Annotated in this window: 15 protein-coding genes and 1 other RNA gene; 10 read left to right on the top strand and 6 right to left on the bottom strand. The window is 47.2% G+C overall.

What is annotated here, in order from left to right; all coding sequences use genetic code 11:
• Positions 1–42: 42 nt before the first annotated feature.
• The 3 genes from yhaV to garD form a co-directional block, all read right to left on the bottom strand.
• Entirely contained in the window at positions 43–507 is a 465-nt protein-coding gene (yhaV, locus tag FQZ95_RS06900) for a type II toxin-antitoxin system ribonuclease toxin YhaV (protein ID WP_000347250.1), read from the bottom strand.
• Complete coding sequence (prlF, locus tag FQZ95_RS06895; RefSeq protein WP_001296435.1) at positions 507–842, bottom strand: type II toxin-antitoxin system antitoxin PrlF; 336 nt, start codon at positions 840–842, stop codon at positions 507–509. The genes yhaV and prlF overlap by 1 nt, the downstream gene beginning before the upstream one ends.
• A 148-nt stretch (positions 843–990) precedes the next feature.
• Entirely contained in the window at positions 991–2562 is a 1572-nt protein-coding gene (gene garD, locus FQZ95_RS06890) for a galactarate dehydratase (protein WP_001273763.1), read from the bottom strand.
• A gap of 375 nt (positions 2563–2937) precedes the next feature.
• Between garD and garP the strand changes: the two genes are divergently transcribed.
• The 5 genes from garP to rnpB all read left to right on the top strand — a co-directional run bounded on the left by garP (position 2938) and on the right by rnpB (position 7629).
• Entirely contained in the window at positions 2938–4272 is a 1335-nt protein-coding gene (gene garP / locus FQZ95_RS06885) for a galactarate/glucarate/glycerate transporter GarP (protein WP_000599651.1), read from the top strand.
• A 15-nt stretch (positions 4273–4287) separates the two neighbouring features.
• The gene (garL, locus tag FQZ95_RS06880) at positions 4288–5058 is read left to right on the top strand and encodes a 2-dehydro-3-deoxyglucarate aldolase (RefSeq protein WP_160530034.1); all 771 of its coding nucleotides are present in this window, start codon (positions 4288–4290) and stop codon (positions 5056–5058) included.
• A gap of 29 nt (positions 5059–5087) precedes the next feature.
• Entirely contained in the window at positions 5088–5978 is an 891-nt protein-coding gene (garR, locus tag FQZ95_RS06875) for a 2-hydroxy-3-oxopropionate reductase (protein ID WP_088541784.1), read from the top strand.
• Positions 5979–6074: 96 nt separating this feature from the next.
• Positions 6075–7220: a glycerate 2-kinase gene (gene garK, locus FQZ95_RS06870; protein ID WP_088541783.1), complete on the top strand. Its 1146-nt coding sequence runs from the start codon at positions 6075–6077 to the stop codon at positions 7218–7220.
• Positions 7221–7252: 32 nt separating this feature from the next.
• An RNA gene (gene rnpB, locus FQZ95_RS06865) (RNase P RNA component class A) lies at positions 7253–7629 on the top strand.
• A 272-nt stretch (positions 7630–7901) separates the two neighbouring features.
• Here the strand turns inward: rnpB and FQZ95_RS06860 are convergent.
• The 3 genes from FQZ95_RS06860 to tdcR form a co-directional block, all read right to left on the bottom strand.
• Positions 7902–9071: a hypothetical protein gene (locus FQZ95_RS06860; protein WP_088541782.1), complete on the bottom strand. Its 1170-nt coding sequence runs from the start codon at positions 9069–9071 to the stop codon at positions 7902–7904.
• A gap of 21 nt (positions 9072–9092) precedes the next feature.
• The gene (locus FQZ95_RS06855; protein WP_088541802.1) at positions 9093–9632 is read right to left on the bottom strand and encodes a hypothetical protein; all 540 of its coding nucleotides are present in this window, start codon (positions 9630–9632) and stop codon (positions 9093–9095) included.
• Between the two features lie 238 nt (positions 9633–9870).
• The gene (gene tdcR, locus FQZ95_RS06850; RefSeq protein WP_050009867.1) at positions 9871–10107 is read right to left on the bottom strand and encodes a transcriptional activator TdcR; all 237 of its coding nucleotides are present in this window, start codon (positions 10105–10107) and stop codon (positions 9871–9873) included.
• Between the two features lie 314 nt (positions 10108–10421).
• Between tdcR and tdcA the strand changes: the two genes are divergently transcribed.
• The 5 genes from tdcA to tdcE all read left to right on the top strand — a co-directional run bounded on the left by tdcA (position 10422) and on the right by tdcE (position 17361).
• Positions 10422–11360 carry a transcriptional regulator TdcA gene (tdcA, locus tag FQZ95_RS06845; protein ID WP_000104211.1) on the top strand — a complete coding sequence of 313 codons (939 nt, stop codon included), beginning with the start codon at positions 10422–10424 and terminating at the stop codon, positions 11358–11360.
• A gap of 96 nt (positions 11361–11456) precedes the next feature.
• On the top strand, positions 11457–12446 hold the full coding sequence (tdcB, locus tag FQZ95_RS06840; RefSeq protein ID WP_000548345.1) for a bifunctional threonine ammonia-lyase/L-serine ammonia-lyase TdcB: 990 nt from the start codon (positions 11457–11459) through the stop codon (positions 12444–12446).
• A 21-nt stretch (positions 12447–12467) separates the two neighbouring features.
• A complete protein-coding gene (tdcC, locus tag FQZ95_RS06835; protein WP_000107721.1) occupies positions 12468–13799 on the top strand; it encodes a threonine/serine transporter TdcC in 1332 nt (443 codons plus the stop codon).
• Positions 13800–13824: 25 nt separating this feature from the next.
• Positions 13825–15033, top strand: a complete 1209-nt coding sequence (gene tdcD / locus FQZ95_RS06830; protein ID WP_032185176.1) for a propionate kinase — start codon at positions 13825–13827, stop codon at positions 15031–15033.
• Positions 15034–15066: 33 nt separating this feature from the next.
• Positions 15067–17361, top strand: a complete 2295-nt coding sequence (tdcE, locus tag FQZ95_RS06825; protein ID WP_032185175.1) for a 2-ketobutyrate formate-lyase/pyruvate formate-lyase — start codon at positions 15067–15069, stop codon at positions 17359–17361.
• Positions 17362–17367 lie beyond the last annotated feature (6 nt).

The raw sequence follows: 17367 nt of genomic DNA, 5'->3' as shown, positions 1-17367 counted from the left end.
GCTGGTCAACACCAATGCGTTCGGCGGGCATTGTGAACACCATCAATGGTTTTCTTCTGTCTCTTGGGCGAGGCTTTCCCAGTCGGCAGGAGGATGTCCTCTTTTTAACATTTTACTGAATACGGTATAGGCATCTGTTTTTTTACCGTAGGTGCGCAGCGTGTTTTCATCGTTCATCCATCCCAGAATGATGACTTTCTCTTTTTCACTGTAACGAAAGAAGAGACGATAGCGACCAGCACCAAATTTTACCCGTGACCAGTCTTTATTTTTCCCAGAGCCTAACGACTTGCCATGACGGAATGCCGGTGATGATGGATTGACCGTGATATGCTCCTCAATCACTTTATGGACCACCGCCAATAACTTTGTGGCAGCTTTTCTCTGATAATTTTCAGGATCTTTTCCCTTTAATGCCTCGACTTCGGCAACTAAAGCATCGTAGGTTTCCTGAAAACAGGGATGAGCATATAGCGCCCAACCATTAACCCTTTGTGGAAAATCCATTATTCGTCGTCGCCAATCTCATCGTCAATGTTGACGTCCATGCCAGCGACAAGTTTCTTTCCTTGTTGAATGTCGAATGGACGAGTTTTTTGCGGGTTGTTCTGGATATCTGCATCCAGAAAACGCAAAAATGCATTCATAGTATGATCCTCCTGTTCATCTCCCAGTCGGCACATAAATACTTGCCCACCAGGCAGAATTTCGTAATGAATGCTGTCCAGGCCTGGCTTCAGTTTTAAGGCCTCACGCACTGGCGCGGGGATAGTTGTTTGTCCGCGTATCGTGACCTTTGATTCAGTGGTCAGTACAGCGTTAGAGCGAGCATTAGCGGGCATTATTTACTGTCCTTTTACAGCCTGTTTTCTGCTCAAATTATAAGCTTGAACTAAGGTAATGCAAATGCATTATTAATGGATGTGTGGACTTTAAACAATAAAAACATGGCACTAAGGCCATGTTTTGCGAGGGACGTTCCAAAAGAAATCAGGTCACCGGTGCCGGGTTAAACACCGCCAGCTGGTTATGCAGCCCCCATTGATCCGAGAAGGTTTTCTTCTTCCCGCTGGCGACGTCGAGAATAAAGTGGAACAGCTTCCAGCCCACTTCTTCTATGGTTTCTTCGCCGGTGGCGATGGTGCCTGCGTTGATATCCATTAAGTCAAACCAACGGTTTGCCAGTTCGGTGCGGGTCGCCATTTTAATGACGGGTACTGCCATCAGGCCATATGGCGTGCCGCGACCGGTCGTAAACACTTGCACGGTAATCCCTGATGCCACCTGTTGCGTGCCACAGACAAAATCGCTGGCTGGTGTCGCGGCGTAAATTAATCCGCGTTTAGTCGGGCGTTGACCGGGCGACAGCACTTCAACAATTGCGCTTTTACCCGATTTAGCAATGGAGCCGAGCGCTTTCTCCACCACATTTGCCAGACCGCCTTTCTTGTTGCCCGGCGAAGGGTTGGCGCTGCGGTCGGTTTTTCCCATATTGAGATAGTTATCGTACCACTCCATCTCTTCCAGCAGACGCTTGCCGACCTCTTCGTTCACTGCGCGCGGCGTCAGCAGATGGATCGCGTCACGCACTTCTGTGACTTCCGAGAACATCACTGTTGCACCGCAGCGCACCAGTAGATCAGATGCATAACCCACGGCTGGATTTGCCGTTACGCCAGAAAACGCATCGCTGCCACCGCACTGCATGCCGACAACCAGTTCTGAAGCCGGACAGGTTTCTCGCTGACGTTGATTCAGTTTTTGTAGATGGCGTTCGGCGACCTGCAAAATATCCTCGACCATGGACTGAAAACCGACATGCTTTTCATCCTGCAAACTGACAATGCTGGCGCTTTCTACTGGAATAGCTTGCACATCATCCGTTCCAGTCAGCAGGCGTTCAGGCTGCAACTTTTCACAACCCAGACCAATCACCATTACTTCGCCGCCAAAGTTAGGGTTCAGCGAAATATTGTGAATGGTACGAATAGGCACAACTGCCGCCGGTGCGTTAATCGCCACGCCACAACCGTACAAATGATTCAGCCCCACCACGCCATCGACGTTCGGGTATTTCGGTAGCAGATCGCGTTCAATGATTTTTACTACGTAGTCCACCACGCCTGCCACACAGTGGACGCTGGTGGTGATGCCGAGCAGGTTTTTGGTGCCCACGCTGCCATCAGCATTGCGATAGCCCTCAAAGGTGTATCCTTCCAGCGGCGGTAAGGGTTCCGGGACTTTGGTTGCCAGTGGCAGCGTGTGTAACGGCGGCGCTTCCGGTAGTACAACCATTGATTCGTCGATCCAGCTTCCGCGTGGGATTGCGCGCACGGCGTAACCAATCACTTCGCCATAACGAATAATTTCACCATTAGCCGGAATGTCCAGCAATGCGACTTTATGCCCCTGGGGAATATGTTCAATTAATTCCAGCCCATCCGGAAAACGCGTTCCTGCTTTCAGGCCATTATCATTAACAATAATTGCCACATTATCTGTGTCGTGAACTTTTATATAAAACGCAGTTGGCGTTTCTTGTCTGATTTCGATGTTGGCCATTGTGCAATATTCTCCAGCCAGGGGTTATTAAAATGAGGACCTGGTCTCATTTAAAAAATAAATGACTTCATTGGGTGAAATAAGAATGTCAGGAGTTTAAACGCAGAAATGTGATCAATGTCAATCATTTCAGGGATTGCAGTGCCGCCCGGCAGGGTAAAGCGCAAATCTGTGCTTTAGCGCGCAACCTTATGTGCATATGCTCAAAATAATATTTAAATAGTAATAATTAAATTAGCATTTGCACAATGATTATTATTCTCTCGCTGCTTATACTAATTCCTGAGTTCATTGTCGTAACGGCATAAATAAAACTCATAAATAACACCTTCCCCATAATAATAAAAATCAGCATAAGTACCCGAGGTAAATAAAATGATTCTGGACACCGTTGACGTAAAAAAGAAAGGCGTGCATACCCGCTATTTAATATTACTGATTATTTTTATTGTTACCGCCGTTAACTACGCCGATCGTGCAACGCTGTCTATTGCTGGTACCGAAGTGGCAAAAGAGTTGCAGTTAAGTGCGGTTTCGATGGGTTACATCTTTTCTGCTTTTGGCTGGGCCTACTTGCTGATGCAAATCCCCGGCGGCTGGCTGCTTGATAAGTTTGGCTCGAAAAAAGTTTACACCTACAGCCTCTTTTTCTGGTCGCTATTCACCTTCCTGCAAGGCTTTGTTGATATGTTCCCGCTGGCCTGGGCAGGGATCTCCATGTTCTTTATGCGCTTTATGCTCGGCTTCTCGGAAGCGCCATCATTCCCGGCGAACGCCCGTATTGTCGCCGCCTGGTTCCCGACGAAAGAACGTGGTACTGCCTCCGCCATCTTTAACTCGGCGCAATATTTCTCGCTGGCGCTCTTTTCGCCTCTGCTTGGCTGGCTGACTTTCGCCTGGGGATGGGAGCACGTCTTTACCGTTATGGGGGTGATTGGTTTTGTGCTGACGGCGCTGTGGATCAAGTTGATTCATAACCCGACAGATCACCCACGTATGTCTGCGGAAGAGCTGAAGTTTATATCTGAAAATGGCGCGGTGGTCGATATGGACCACAAAAAGCCGGGCAGCGCGGCAGCAAGCGGTCCCAAACTGCATTACATCAAGCAATTGCTCTCTAACCGCATGATGTTGGGCGTATTTTTCGGACAATATTTTATCAACACCATCACCTGGTTCTTCCTCACCTGGTTCCCGATTTATCTGGTGCAGGAAAAAGGCATGTCGATTCTGAAAGTGGGTCTGGTCGCCTCGATTCCGGCACTGTGTGGTTTTGCGGGCGGCGTGCTGGGAGGTGTCTTCTCGGATTATCTGATCAAACGCGGTTTGTCCCTGACCCTGGCACGTAAGCTACCGATTGTGCTGGGAATGTTGCTGGCTTCCACCATCATCTTATGTAACTACACCAATAATACCACGCTGGTGGTCATGCTGATGGCGCTGGCCTTCTTTGGCAAAGGATTTGGCGCGCTGGGCTGGCCGGTGATTTCTGACACCGCGCCGAAAGAGATTGTTGGCCTCTGCGGCGGCGTCTTTAACGTCTTTGGAAATGTTGCCTCCATTGTCACTCCACTGGTGATTGGCTACCTGGTAAGTGAACTGCACTCCTTCAATGCAGCACTGGTTTTCGTGGGATGTTCAGCGCTGATGGCGATGGTCTGCTACCTCTTCGTAGTTGGCGACATTAAACGTATGGAATTGCAGAAATAAGCAAAGGTATAAGCGATGAATAACGATGTTTTCCCGAATAAATTCAAAGCCGCACTGGCTGCGAAACAGGTACAAATTGGTTGCTGGTCAGCACTCTCTAACCCGATTAGCACTGAAGTTCTTGGTTTGGCTGGGTTTGACTGGCTGGTGCTGGATGGCGAACATGCGCCAAACGATATCTCCACGTTTATTCCGCAGTTAATGGCCCTGAAAGGCAGCGCCAGCGCGCCAGTAGTGCGAGTGCCGACCAACGAGCCGGTAATTATAAAGCGTCTTCTGGATATCGGTTTCTATAACTTCCTGATTCCTTTTGTAGAAACAAAAGAGGAAGCAGAGCAGGCGGTGGCATCAACCCGTTACCCACCGGAAGGCATTCGCGGCGTCTCCGTTTCTCACCGCGCCAATATGTTTGGCACCGTGGCGGATTATTTCGCTCAGTCGAACAAGAACATCACCATTCTGGTCCAGATAGAAAGTCAGCAGGGCGTAGATAACGTCGATGCCATTGCCGCTACCGAAGGTGTAGACGGTATCTTCGTCGGCCCCAGCGATCTGGCTGCGGCATTAGGCCATCTCGGCAATGCCTCGCACCCGGATGTACAAAAAGCAATCCAGCATATTTTTAACCGTGCCAGTGCGTACGGCAAACCCAGCGGTATCCTCGCGCCGGTCGAAGCCGATGCGCGTCGTTATCTGGAATGGGGCGCGACGTTTGTGGCTGTCGGCAGCGATCTCGGCGTCTTCCGCTCTGCCACTCAGAAACTGGCTGATACCTTTAAAAAATAACCACCACCGCAACAAGAGAGATAATTGATATGACTATGAAAGTTGGTTTTATTGGCCTGGGGATTATGGGTAAACCAATGAGTAAAAACCTTCTGAAAGCAGGTTACTCGCTGGTGGTTGCTGACCGTAACCCAGAAGCTATTGCTGACGTGATTGCTGCAGGTGCAGAAACAGCTTCTACGGCTAAAGCGATCGCTGAACAGTGCGACGTCATCATAACCATGCTGCCAAACTCCCCTCATGTGAAAGAGGTGGCGCTGGGTGAGAATGGCGTTATTGAAGGCGCGAAGCCTGGTACGGTATTGATCGATATGAGTTCTATTGCACCGCTGGCAAGCCGTGAAATAAGCGAAGCGCTGAAAGCGAAAGGCATTGATATGCTGGACGCCCCGGTGAGCGGCGGTGAACCGAAAGCCATCGACGGTACGCTGTCAGTGATGGTGGGCGGCGACAAGGCTATTTTCGACAAATACTATGATTTGATGAAAGCGATGGCGGGTTCCGTGGTGCATACCGGGGAAATCGGTGCAGGTAACGTCACCAAACTGGCAAATCAGGTCATTGTGGCGCTGAATATTGCCGCGATGTCAGAAGCGTTAACGCTGGCAACCAAAGCGGGCGTTAACCCGGATCTGGTGTATCAGGCAATTCGCGGTGGACTGGCGGGCAGTACCGTGCTGGATGCCAAAGCGCCGATGGTGATGGACCGCAACTTCAAGCCGGGCTTCCGTATTGATCTGCATATTAAGGATCTGGCAAATGCGCTGGATACTTCCCATGGCGTTGGCGCGCAACTGCCGCTGACTGCTGCGGTTATGGAGATGATGCAGGCACTGCGTGCCGATGGTTTAGGAACGGCGGATCATAGCGCCCTGGCGTGCTACTACGAAAAACTGGCGAAAGTCGAAGTTACTCGCTAATGACGTCGTGCCCGGATGGCGTATTGCAATCCGGGCCTGGAATCCAGGCCGAATAAGAGAAACGCCCTCCGGCGTCATGTGGTAACAGGCATAGGTATGAAAATCGTAATCGCCCCAGACTCTTATAAAGAAAGTTTATCTGCCAGCGAGGTTGCGCAGGCGATAGAAAAAGGATTTCGGGAAATTTTTCCTGATGCACAGTATGTTTCCGTTCCGGTTGCCGACGGTGGTGAAGGAACGGTGGAAGCCATGATTGCAGCCACCCAGGGGGCTGAACGTCACGCCTGGGTTACAGGGCCGCTGGGCGAGAAAGTGAATGCCAGTTGGGGGATCTCCGGCGATGGCAAAACCGCGTTTATCGAAATGGCGGCGGCCAGTGGGCTGGAACTGGTACCTGCGGAAAAACGCGATCCACTTGTGACCACTTCACGCGGTACTGGCGAATTAATCCTGCAGGCGCTGGAGAGCGGCGCGACAAACATTATTATCGGCATTGGCGGCAGCGCCACCAACGACGGCGGCGCAGGCATGGTGCAGGCGCTGGGGGCGAAATTATGCGATGCCAACGGCAATGAAATTGGTTTTGGCGGCGGTAGCCTTAATACTCTGAATGATATTGATATTTCCGGCCTCGATCCGCGCTTAAAATATTGTGCTATTCGCGTCGCTTGTGATGTCACCAATCCGCTGGTGGGCGATAACGGCGCATCGCGCATCTTTGGCCCACAAAAGGGAGCCAGTGAAGCGATGATTGTCGAGCTGGACAATAACCTCTCTCACTATGCCGATGTCATTAAAAAAGCGCTGCATGTTGATGTGAAAGATGTCCCCGGCGCAGGAGCTGCGGGCGGTATGGGCGCGGCGCTGATGGCGTTTCTTGGTGCGGAACTGAAAAGTGGTATTGAAATCGTCACGACGGCGCTGAATCTGGAGGAACATATTCACGATTGTACGCTGGTGATCACCGGTGAAGGGCGTATTGACAGCCAGAGTATACACGGCAAGGTTCCGATTGGCGTCGCAAACGTGGCGAAAAAGTACCATAAACCGGTGATTGGCATTGCGGGTAGCCTGACCAATGATGTTGGCGTTGTACATCAGCATGGCATTGATGCGGTCTTCAGCGTATTGACCAGTATTGGTACGTTGGACGAAGCATTCCGCGGGGCTTATGACAATATTTACCGTGCTTCACGTAATATCGCCGCGACACTGGCGATTGGAATGCGCAACGCGGGGTGACAAGGGCGCGCAAACCCTCTATACTGCGCGCCGAAGCTGACCAGACAGTCGCCGCTTCGTCGTCGTCCTCTTCGGGGGAGACGGGCGGAGGGGAGGAAAGTCCGGGCTCCATAGGGCAGGGTGCCAGGTAACGCCTGGGGGGGAAACCCACGACCAGTGCAACAGAGAGCAAACCGCCGATGGCCCGCGCAAGCGGGATCAGGTAAGGGTGAAAGGGTGCGGTAAGAGCGCACCGCGCGGCTGGTAACAGTCCGTGGCACGGTAAACTCCACCCGGAGCAAGGCCAAATAGGGGTTCATAAGGTACGGCCCGTACTGAACCCGGGTAGGCTGCTTGAGCCAGTGAGCGATTGCTGGCCTAGATGAATGACTGTCCACGACAGAACCCGGCTTATCGGTCAGTTTCACCTATTTTAACGAAAACCCGCCAGCGTAAACTGGCGGGTTTTTGCTTTTGAGGAGGGTGGTCGGAAAGATGAACGTCTTATCTGGCCTACAAAACAACGAAAATTCAATATATTGCACAGAGGCAATGTAGGCCTGATAAGCGTAGCGCCTCAGGCAATTTTGTGTTTATCATCAGTCTCGAACCTGCTTCGGCAAGCTTTTACTTTTGGTGCAGACGGAAAGATGAACGAATATCTAAGCTATTAATAATAGACTTTGTAAGAAATCATTACATTTATATTTCATTTAAAAGATCGTAATCATACGTATATTCTTTGCTAATAAAACGACACTCGTTGAAGCTAAATTCATCGTCCGAAAAGGAATTGTCAACAGAATCTCTCTCTTCCTCCAGGCTATTATCTGAAAGCAAGTCGTTTGAGTTAGTGTAATCCAGGTTGTAATCGACAGTATAATTAATTTCTGGATCGGTTTGGTAATCATTTTTTTTGACGCAATCATATTCTTCAATAATTTTGTCGATGTAATCATATGCTTTTTCTAAGGAGAAGTTTTTCATCTCTGGTAATTTAACTTTGCTCAAATAATTATTAATTTTTGAGGAGTTTTTATATATGCTTTTTGTTAATTCTTTTTCTAATTTGTCTGTTATATTTGCTGTTGGTATGGATTTTATAATCGCATATCTCATGATTTTTAATTGATCTTCGGTTAAATCTCCAAGCTCATTTAAACAACTTTCGACAAAGTCGATTTTTTCTCTGGAATAATCATCGCTGATACTTGTTAACGCTGGGGTGATTTTTAATAAAGAATTCCATGAGATAGTACCATTGTGTGTCGAACGCATAAAATTTATATTGTACATATTGGTTTTAGTAAACTTTGTTGCAAACAATGTAAAGGGATCTAAAGTCGCGTAAGCCATATGTTTATTTGAAAAATCATAACCAGTTAAATCGACGTTATGCAAGTCCAGATAGGATAAATCTATTACGTCGCCTGCTCCAGAGCTAAAGATTACATTTAGTCTTCTGATTTCATTATAAATTTCCTTTAATGAACAATTTATGTTCATGATGTCTGTTGAAATTTTTTTGTTATTTAACGGTTCACAAATTATAAGTTCGCAAGTATTGTCTGATCGTTGCGTTATTTGGGCATTATAACCTAAAAAGTCTATGCGAAGAGACGAGTCATTATAAAGTATTACATTTTTTAAGTATGCTAATTCTTGTTGGAAATCACCATCGATAATACATGTCCCACCAGGTTGCAACGCGCTGATTAACGTGACCATTTGTTTAGAAGTCTGTATTAGTTTTACTACACCTGGTGCTAGTGCTTTGAGGTCATTTATTATGGGGTTTTCAGGAAGGTCATTCATTTTTATACATACTAAATTATTACCTAAGTCATTACCTATTGATGAAACCGGGAACATTATTTTATCCTTTTTAAATAATCAATGAGAATCATGATTAAAATGATCTGGTGAAAAAAAGAGAATTTGCCAACAATCTGAAACATTGTCAGTTTTATTAAAATGATTAAATTCCGTTAAGATAACTTCTTTTTGCGTGAACTTTGCGCAAAACTTAAAAATTGTCTCCTTGATACACTCCAGATCTTTTCTATTGATGGCTGAACAAGTACATTTTTCGCCAAAAGGTGAAAATGTGCCTACATCTAAAGTTTGTATTATATAATCATCATTTACTCCTGTAGAAATATCTATGATGAATGGACTTCTATTTTCCGGTTGGATTCGGATCATTACAGAAGAAACATCACCTTTATAGACATTCAATGCAGTAATCGCAGATAATATTCTCCGCAATTCATTGCTTATGCTGTAAACTTCATTAACGTCATTTGTCGATATAATCTCGGCAAATTTTATTTTTACCTTCCAATAATCAATGTTTCTATTATAAGTGTTAACAGTTTCGTACATTGGTGGTATCGAAGGGGGTAAAAAATGTGAAACCGAATAACCTTTCATTGATGCCTGCCTTGTCATCATGACAAACAATAATCAATGCTTATTTTCCTTGCACGGTTCGCTCACAACTATCAAAAAACGCTCAATTACCCGGCATTACAGTCAACGAAGCAAAATTCTGTGGTCTACAACGATGTAAAGCACAACGAAAATCCTCCTTGTTCTCTTATTCTGATCGTATAGCGATGAACATCAATTATTCGTTTTGTGATCATCAACACAAAATGCTATTTAGTAACTATGGTGACAGTAGAAACGAGGGGAAACGATTGCATTCACAAAATGACGTCCTGTAAGAAGGGTGAAAGTTGATGTTAATCAATTGTTCGAGATGATCAATATCTGTATTCGAAATTTTAAAACATTGATAAAATAAATGTTTGCCCTCCAACAAATAGCGAGAAAAAATGTGACGTGCCGCATTATTTATCGCTGAAAATGATTTATTTATAATAAAATTTGATAACTTGCTCATAAAATTTAACTCAAAATTTGCCTGGTAATTATCCGCTAATTGCTTGAAATATGGTCGCAGCTGCTTTTTTTTATTAACCACATAACGAATGATGTTATCGCCATAAAATATGGTTATCCCTGTCATTTTTTTTGACAAAAATCAGGGTTTATGCTGATTTATATACTTTAACTTATTGATATATAAAAGCATTTAATTGATGCAGTGATATCCAGAAAAGTATTGAAAGTTAATTTGTGAGTGGTCGCACACATCCTGTTCATTTCATTTTGATACACTTCATGCCGTCAATGAGGTTATTAACGTAGGTAGTTATGAGCACTATTCTTCTTCCGAAAACGCAGCATCTGGTAGTCTTTCAGGAAGTCATTAGAAGTGGCTCTATCGGCTCGGCTGCAAAAGAATTAGGGTTAACTCAACCCGCCGTCAGTAAAATCATTAACGATATTGAAGATTATTTTGGTGTGGAATTAGTGGTGCGGAAAAATACCGGTGTAACATTAACACCTGCCGGTCAATTGTTACTCTCCCGTTCCGAATCCATTACCCGTGAAATGAAAAATATGGTTAATGAGATAAGCGGTATGTCTTCTGAGGCGGTGGTGGAAGTCTCATTCGGTTTTCCTTCATTGATTGGTTTTACTTTTATGTCCGGGATGATCAACAAGTTCAAAGAGGTGTTTCCGAAAGCGCAGGTTTCTATGTATGAAGCGCAACTGTCTTCGTTCTTACCGGCAATCCGCGACGGTCGACTGGATTTTGCGATTGGTACGTTAAGCGCAGAAATGAAGCTTCAGGATTTACATGTTGAGCCGCTGTTCGAGTCCGAGTTTGTGTTGGTAGCCAGTAAGTCCCGAACATGCACCGGCACCACCACGCTGGAGTCGTTGAAGAACGAACAGTGGGTGTTGCCACAAACCAATATGGGGTACTACAGCGAGCTGCTCACCACGTTACAAAGAAATGGCATCAGTATTGAAAACATCGTTAAAACCGACTCAGTCGTGACAATTTATAATCTTGTTCTCAATGCTGATTTCTTAACTGTAATTCCTTGTGATATGACTTCACCTTTTGGTTCTAATCAATTTATTACTATTCCGGTTGAAGAAACATTACCTGTGGCACAATATGCCGCGGTATGGTCGAAAAATTATCGTATTAAAAAAGCAGCATCGGTTTTGGTGGAATTAGCCAAAGAGTATTCATCTTATAATGGGTGTAGACGAAGGCAATTAATAGAAGTTGGTTAGTTATTTTTTTATTTAAACATAAATAATCCACCTGTCTGTTTTGCAGGTGTCGGTTACGGTTACCTACATATTTAATTCAGGCTAAGAGGTTTTATAATGCATATTACATACGATCTCCCGGTTGCTATTGATGACATCATTGAAGCAAAACAACGACTGGCTGGGCGAATTTATAAAACAGGCATGCCTCGCTCCAACTATTTTAGTGAACGTTGCAAAGGTGAAATATTCCTCAAATTCGAAAACATGCAGCGTACCGGTTCATTTAAAATTCGTGGCGCATTTAATAAATTAAGTTCACTGACCGATGCGGAAAAACGTAAAGGTGTAGTGGCCTGCTCTGCGGGCAACCATGCGCAAGGGGTTTCGCTCTCCTGCGCGATGCTGGGTATCGACGGTAAAGTGGTGATGCCAAAAGGCGCGCCGAAATCCAAAGTAGCGGCAACGTGCGACTACTCCGCTGAAGTTGTTTTGCATGGTGATAACTTCAACGACACTATCGCTAAAGTGAGCGAAATTGTCGAAATGGAAGGCCGTATTTTTATCCCACCTTATGATGATCCGAAAGTGATTGCCGGTCAGGGAACGATTGGTCTGGAAATTATGGAAGATCTCTATGATGTCGATAACGTGATTGTGCCAATTGGCGGTGGCGGTTTAATTGCTGGTATTGCGGTAGCGATTAAATCAATTAACCCGACTATTCGTGTTATTGGTGTACAGTCAGAAAACGTTCACGGCATGGCGGCTTCTTTCCACTCCGGAGAAATAACCACGCACCGAACTACCGGCACCCTGGCGGATGGTTGTGATGTCGCCCGCCCGGGTAATTTAACTTACGAAATCGTTCGTGAATTAGTCGATGACATCGTGCTGGTCAGCGAAGACGAAATCAGAAACAGTATGATTGCCTTAATTCAGCGCAATAAAGTCGTCACCGAAGGCGCAGGCGCTCTGGCATGTGCTGCATTATTAAGCGGTAAATTAGACCAATATATTCAAAACAGAAAAACCGTCAGTATTATTTCCGGCGGCAATATCGATCTTTCTCGCGTCTCTCAAATCACCGGTTTCGTTGACGCTTAATTAATTCGTTGAGGATAGGATATGAGTACTTCAGATAGCATTGTATCCAGCCAGACAAAACAATCGTCCTGGCGTAAATCAGATACCACATGGACGTTAGGCTTGTTTGGTACGGCAATCGGCGCCGGGGTGCTGTTCTTCCCTATCCGCGCAGGTTTTGGCGGACTGATCCCGATTCTTCTGATGTTGGTATTGGCATACCCCATTGCATTTTATTGCCACCGGGCGCTGGCGCGTCTGTGTCTTTCTGGCTCTAACCCTTCCGGCAACATTACGGAAACGGTGGAAGAGCATTTTGGTAAAACTGGCGGCGTGGTTATCACGTTCCTGTACTTCTTCGCGATTTGCCCACTGCTGTGGATTTATGGCGTTACTATTACCAATACCTTTATGACGTTCTGGGAAAACCAGCTCGGCTTTGCACCGCTGAATCGCGGCTTTGTGGCGCTGTTCCTGTTGCTGCTGATGGCTTTCGTCATCTGGTTTGGTAAGGATTTGATGGTTAAAGTGATGAGCTACCTGGTATGGCCGTTTATCGCCAGCCTGGTGCTGATTTCTCTGTCGCTGATCCCTTACTGGAACTCTGCAGTTATCGACCAGGTTGACCTCGGTTCGCTGTCGTTAACCGGTCATGACGGTATCCTGATCACTGTCTGGCTGGGGATTTCCATCATGGTTTTCTCCTTTAACTTCTCGCCAATCGTCTCTTCCTTCGTGGTTTCTAAACGTGAAGAGTATGAGAAAGATTTTGGTCGCGATTTCACCGAGCGTAAATGTTCACAAATCATCTCTCGCGCCAGTATGCTGATGGTTGCAGTGGTGATGTTCTTTGCCTTTAGCTGCCTGTTTACGCTGTCTCCGGCGAATATGGCTGAAGCGAAAGCGCAGAATATTCCAGTGCTTTCTTATCTGGCTAACCACTTTGCGTCCATGACCGGTACCAAAACAACGTTTGCAATTACACTGGAATATGCAGCTTCCATTATCGCACTCGTGGCTATTTTCAAATCTTTCTTCGGTCACTATCTGGGGACGCTGGAAGGCCTGAATGGTTTGATTCTGAAGTTCGGTTATAAAGGTGACAAAACCAAAGTGTCGCTGGGTAAACTGAATACTCTCAGCATGATTTTCATCATGGGCTCCACCTGGGTTGTTGCCTACGCCAACCCGAACATCCTCGACCTGATTGAAGCCATGGGCGCACCGATTATCGCATCACTGCTGTGCCTGTTGCCGATGTATGCCATCCGTAAAGCGCCGTCTCTGGCGAAATACCGTGGTCGTCTGGATAACGTGTTTGTTACCGTGATTGGTCTGCTGACCATCCTGAACATCGTATACAAACTGTTTTAATCCGTAACTCAGGATGAGAAAAGAGATGAATGAATTTCCGGTTGTTTTGGTTATTAACTGTGGTTCGTCTTCGATTAAGTTTTCCGTGCTCGATGCCAGCGACTGTGAAGTATTAATGTCAGGTATTGCCGACGGTATTAACTCGGAAAATGCATTCTTATCCGTAAATGGGGGAGAGCCAGCACCGCTGGCTCACCACAGCTACGAAGGTGCATTGAAGGCAATTGCATTTGAACTGGAAAAACGGAATTTAAATGACTGCGTGGCCTTAATTGGCCACCGCATCGCTCACGGCGGCAGTATTTTTACCGAGTCCGCCATTATTACCGATGAAGTCATTGATAATATCCGTCGCGTTTCTCCACTGGCACCCCTGCATAATTACGCCAATTTAAGTGGTATTGAATCGGCGCAGCAATTATTCCCGGGCGTAACTCAGGTGGCGGTATTTGATACCAGTTTCCACCAGACGATGGCTCCGGAAGCTTATTTATACGGCCTGCCGTGGAAATATTATGAAGAGTTAGGTGTACGCCGTTATGGTTTCCACGGCACGTCGCACCGCTACGTTTCCCAGCGCGCGCATTCTTTGCTGAATCTGGCGGAAGATGACTCCGGCCTGGTCGTGGCGCATCTTGGCAATGGCGCGTCAATCTGCGCAGTTCGCAACGGTCAGAGTGTTGACACTTCAATGGGAATGACGCCGCTGGAAGGCTTGATGATGGGTACCCGCAGTGGTGATGTCGACTTCGGGGCGATGTCCTGGGTCGCCAGCCAAACCAACCAGAGCCTGGGTGACCTGGAACGCGTAGTGAATAAAGAGTCGGGATTATTAGGTATTTCCGGTCTTTCTTCGGATTTACGTGTTCTGGAAAAAGCCTGGCATGAAGGTCACGAACGCGCGCAACTGGCAATTAAAACCTTTGTTCACCGAATTGCCCGTCATATTGCCGGACACGCAGCCTCATTACGTCGCCTGGATGGAATTATATTCACCGGCGGAATAGGAGAAAATTCAAGTTTAATTCGTCGTCTGGTCATGGAACATTTGGCTGTATTAGGCGTAGAGATTGATACAGAAATGAATAATCGCTCTAACTCCTTTGGTGAGCGAATTGTTTCCAGTGAAAATGCGCGTGTCATTTGCGCCGTTATTCCGACTAACGAAGAAAAAATGATTGCTTTGGATGCCATTCATTTAGGCAAAGTTAACGCGCCCGCAGAATTTGCATAATTTAGTTGAAGTATTGTAGAGAGATTATTTTTCATGAAGGTAGATATTGATACCAGCGATAAGCTGTACGCCGACGCATGGCTTGGCTTTAAAGGTACGGACTGGAAAAACGAAATTAATGTCCGCGATTTTATTCAACATAACTATACACCGTATGAAGGCGATGAATCTTTTCTCGCCGAAGCGACGCCAGCCACCACAGAATTGTGGGAAAAAGTAATGGAAGGCATCCGTATCGAAAACGCGACTCACGCGCCATTGGATTTCGATACTAATATTGCCACCACCATTACCGCTCATGATGCGGGATATATTGACCAGCCGCTGGAAAAAATTGTTGGCCTGCAAACGGATGCACCATTAAAGCGCGCGCTGCATCCGTTCGGCGGTATTAATATGATTAAAAGTTCATTCCACGCATATGGCCGTGAAATGGACAGTGAATTTGAGTACATCTTTACCGATCTGCGTAAAACCCATAATCAGGGCGTATTTGATGCGTACTCACCGGATATGCTGCGCTGCCGTAAATCGGGTGTACTGACTGGTTTGCCAGACGGTTATGGTCGTGGGCGTATTATCGGTGACTACCGCCGCGTAGCGCTTTACGGCATCAGTTATCTGGTACGTGAACGCGAACTGCAATTTGCCGATCTCCAGTCTCGTCTGGAAAAAGGCGAAGATCTCGAAGCCACTATCCGTCTGCGTGAGGAGCTGGCGGAACATCGTCGTGCGCTGTTGCAGATTCAGGAAATGGCGGCGAAATACGGTTTTGATATCTCCCGTCCGGCGCAGAATGCGCAGGAAGCGGTGCAGTGGCTCTACTTCGCTTACCTGGCGGCAGTGAAATCACAGAACGGCGGCGCAATGTCTCTTGGCCGTACGGCATCGTTCCTCGATATCTACATTGAGCGCGACTTTAAAGCTGGCGTGCTCAATGAACAGCAGGCACAAGAACTGATCGACCACTTCATTATGAAGATCCGTATGGTGCGCTTCCTGCGTACGCCGGAATTTGATTCGCTGTTCTCTGGCGACCCGATCTGGGCGACGGAAGTGATCGGTGGGATGGGGCTGGACGGTCGTACGCTGGTGACCAAAAACTCTTTCCGTTATCTGCACACCCTGCACACTATGGGGCCAGCACCGGAACCAAACCTGACCATTCTGTGGTCGGAAGAATTACCGATCGCCTTCAAAAAATATGCCGCACAGGTGTCTATCGTCACCTCTTCCTTGCAGTATGAAAACGACGATCTGATGCGTACTGACTTCAACAGCGACGATTACGCGATTGCCTGCTGCGTTAGCCCGATGGTGATTGGTAAGCAAATGCAGTTCTTTGGTGCACGCGCTAACCTGGCGAAAACGCTGCTCTACGCAATTAACGGCGGGGTGGACGAGAAGCTGAAGATTCAGGTCGGCCCAAAAACAGCACCGCTGATGGACGACGTGTTGGACTACGACAAAGTGATGGACAGCCTCGACCACTTTATGGACTGGCTGGCGGTGCAGTACATCAGCGCGCTGAATATCATTCACTACATGCACGACAAGTACAGCTACGAAGCTTCGCTGATGGCGCTACACGATCGTGATGTCTATCGCACTATGGCGTGTGGCATCGCGGGCCTGTCAGTGGCGACGGACTCCCTGTCTGCCATCAAATATGCCCGCGTGAAACCAATCCGTGACGAAAACGGCCTGGCGGTGGACTTTGAAATCGATGGCGAATATCCGCAGTACGGCAACAATGATGAGCGTGTAGACAGTATTGCCTGCGACCTGGTTGAACGCTTTATGAAGAAAATTAAAGCGCTGCCAACCTATCGCAACGCCGTCCCTACCCAGTCGATTCTGACTATCACTTCTAACGTGGTGTACGGGCAGAAAACCGGTAACACGCCGGACGGTCGTCGCGCCGGAACACCGTTCGCACCGGGCGCTAACCCGATGCACGGTCGTGACCGTAAAGGTGCCGTGGCCTCGCTGACGTCGGTGGCGAAACTGCCGTTCACTTACGCCAAAGACGGTATCTCGTACACCTTCTCAATTGTCCCGGCGGCGTTGGGCAAAGAAGATCCAGTACGTAAAACCAACCTTGTCGGCCTGCTGGATGGGTATTTCCACCACGAAGCGGATGTCGAAGGCGGTCAACACCTCAACGTCAACGTAATGAATCGGGAAATGCTGCTGGATGCCATCGAGCACCCGGAAAAATATCCTAACCTGACAATCCGTGTCTCTGGCTACGCCGTGCGCTTCAACGCACTGACCCGTGAACAGCAACAAGATGTTATTTCACGTACTTTTACCCAGGCGCTCTGACGCCGG

The organism is Escherichia sp. HH41S, assembly GCF_009820115.1.
Classification (GTDB): Bacteria; Pseudomonadota; Gammaproteobacteria; order Enterobacterales; family Enterobacteriaceae; genus Escherichia; species Escherichia coli_F.
Note: the sequence above shows the minus strand (reverse complement) of the source record. Positions and strands in the feature narration are given on the sequence as shown.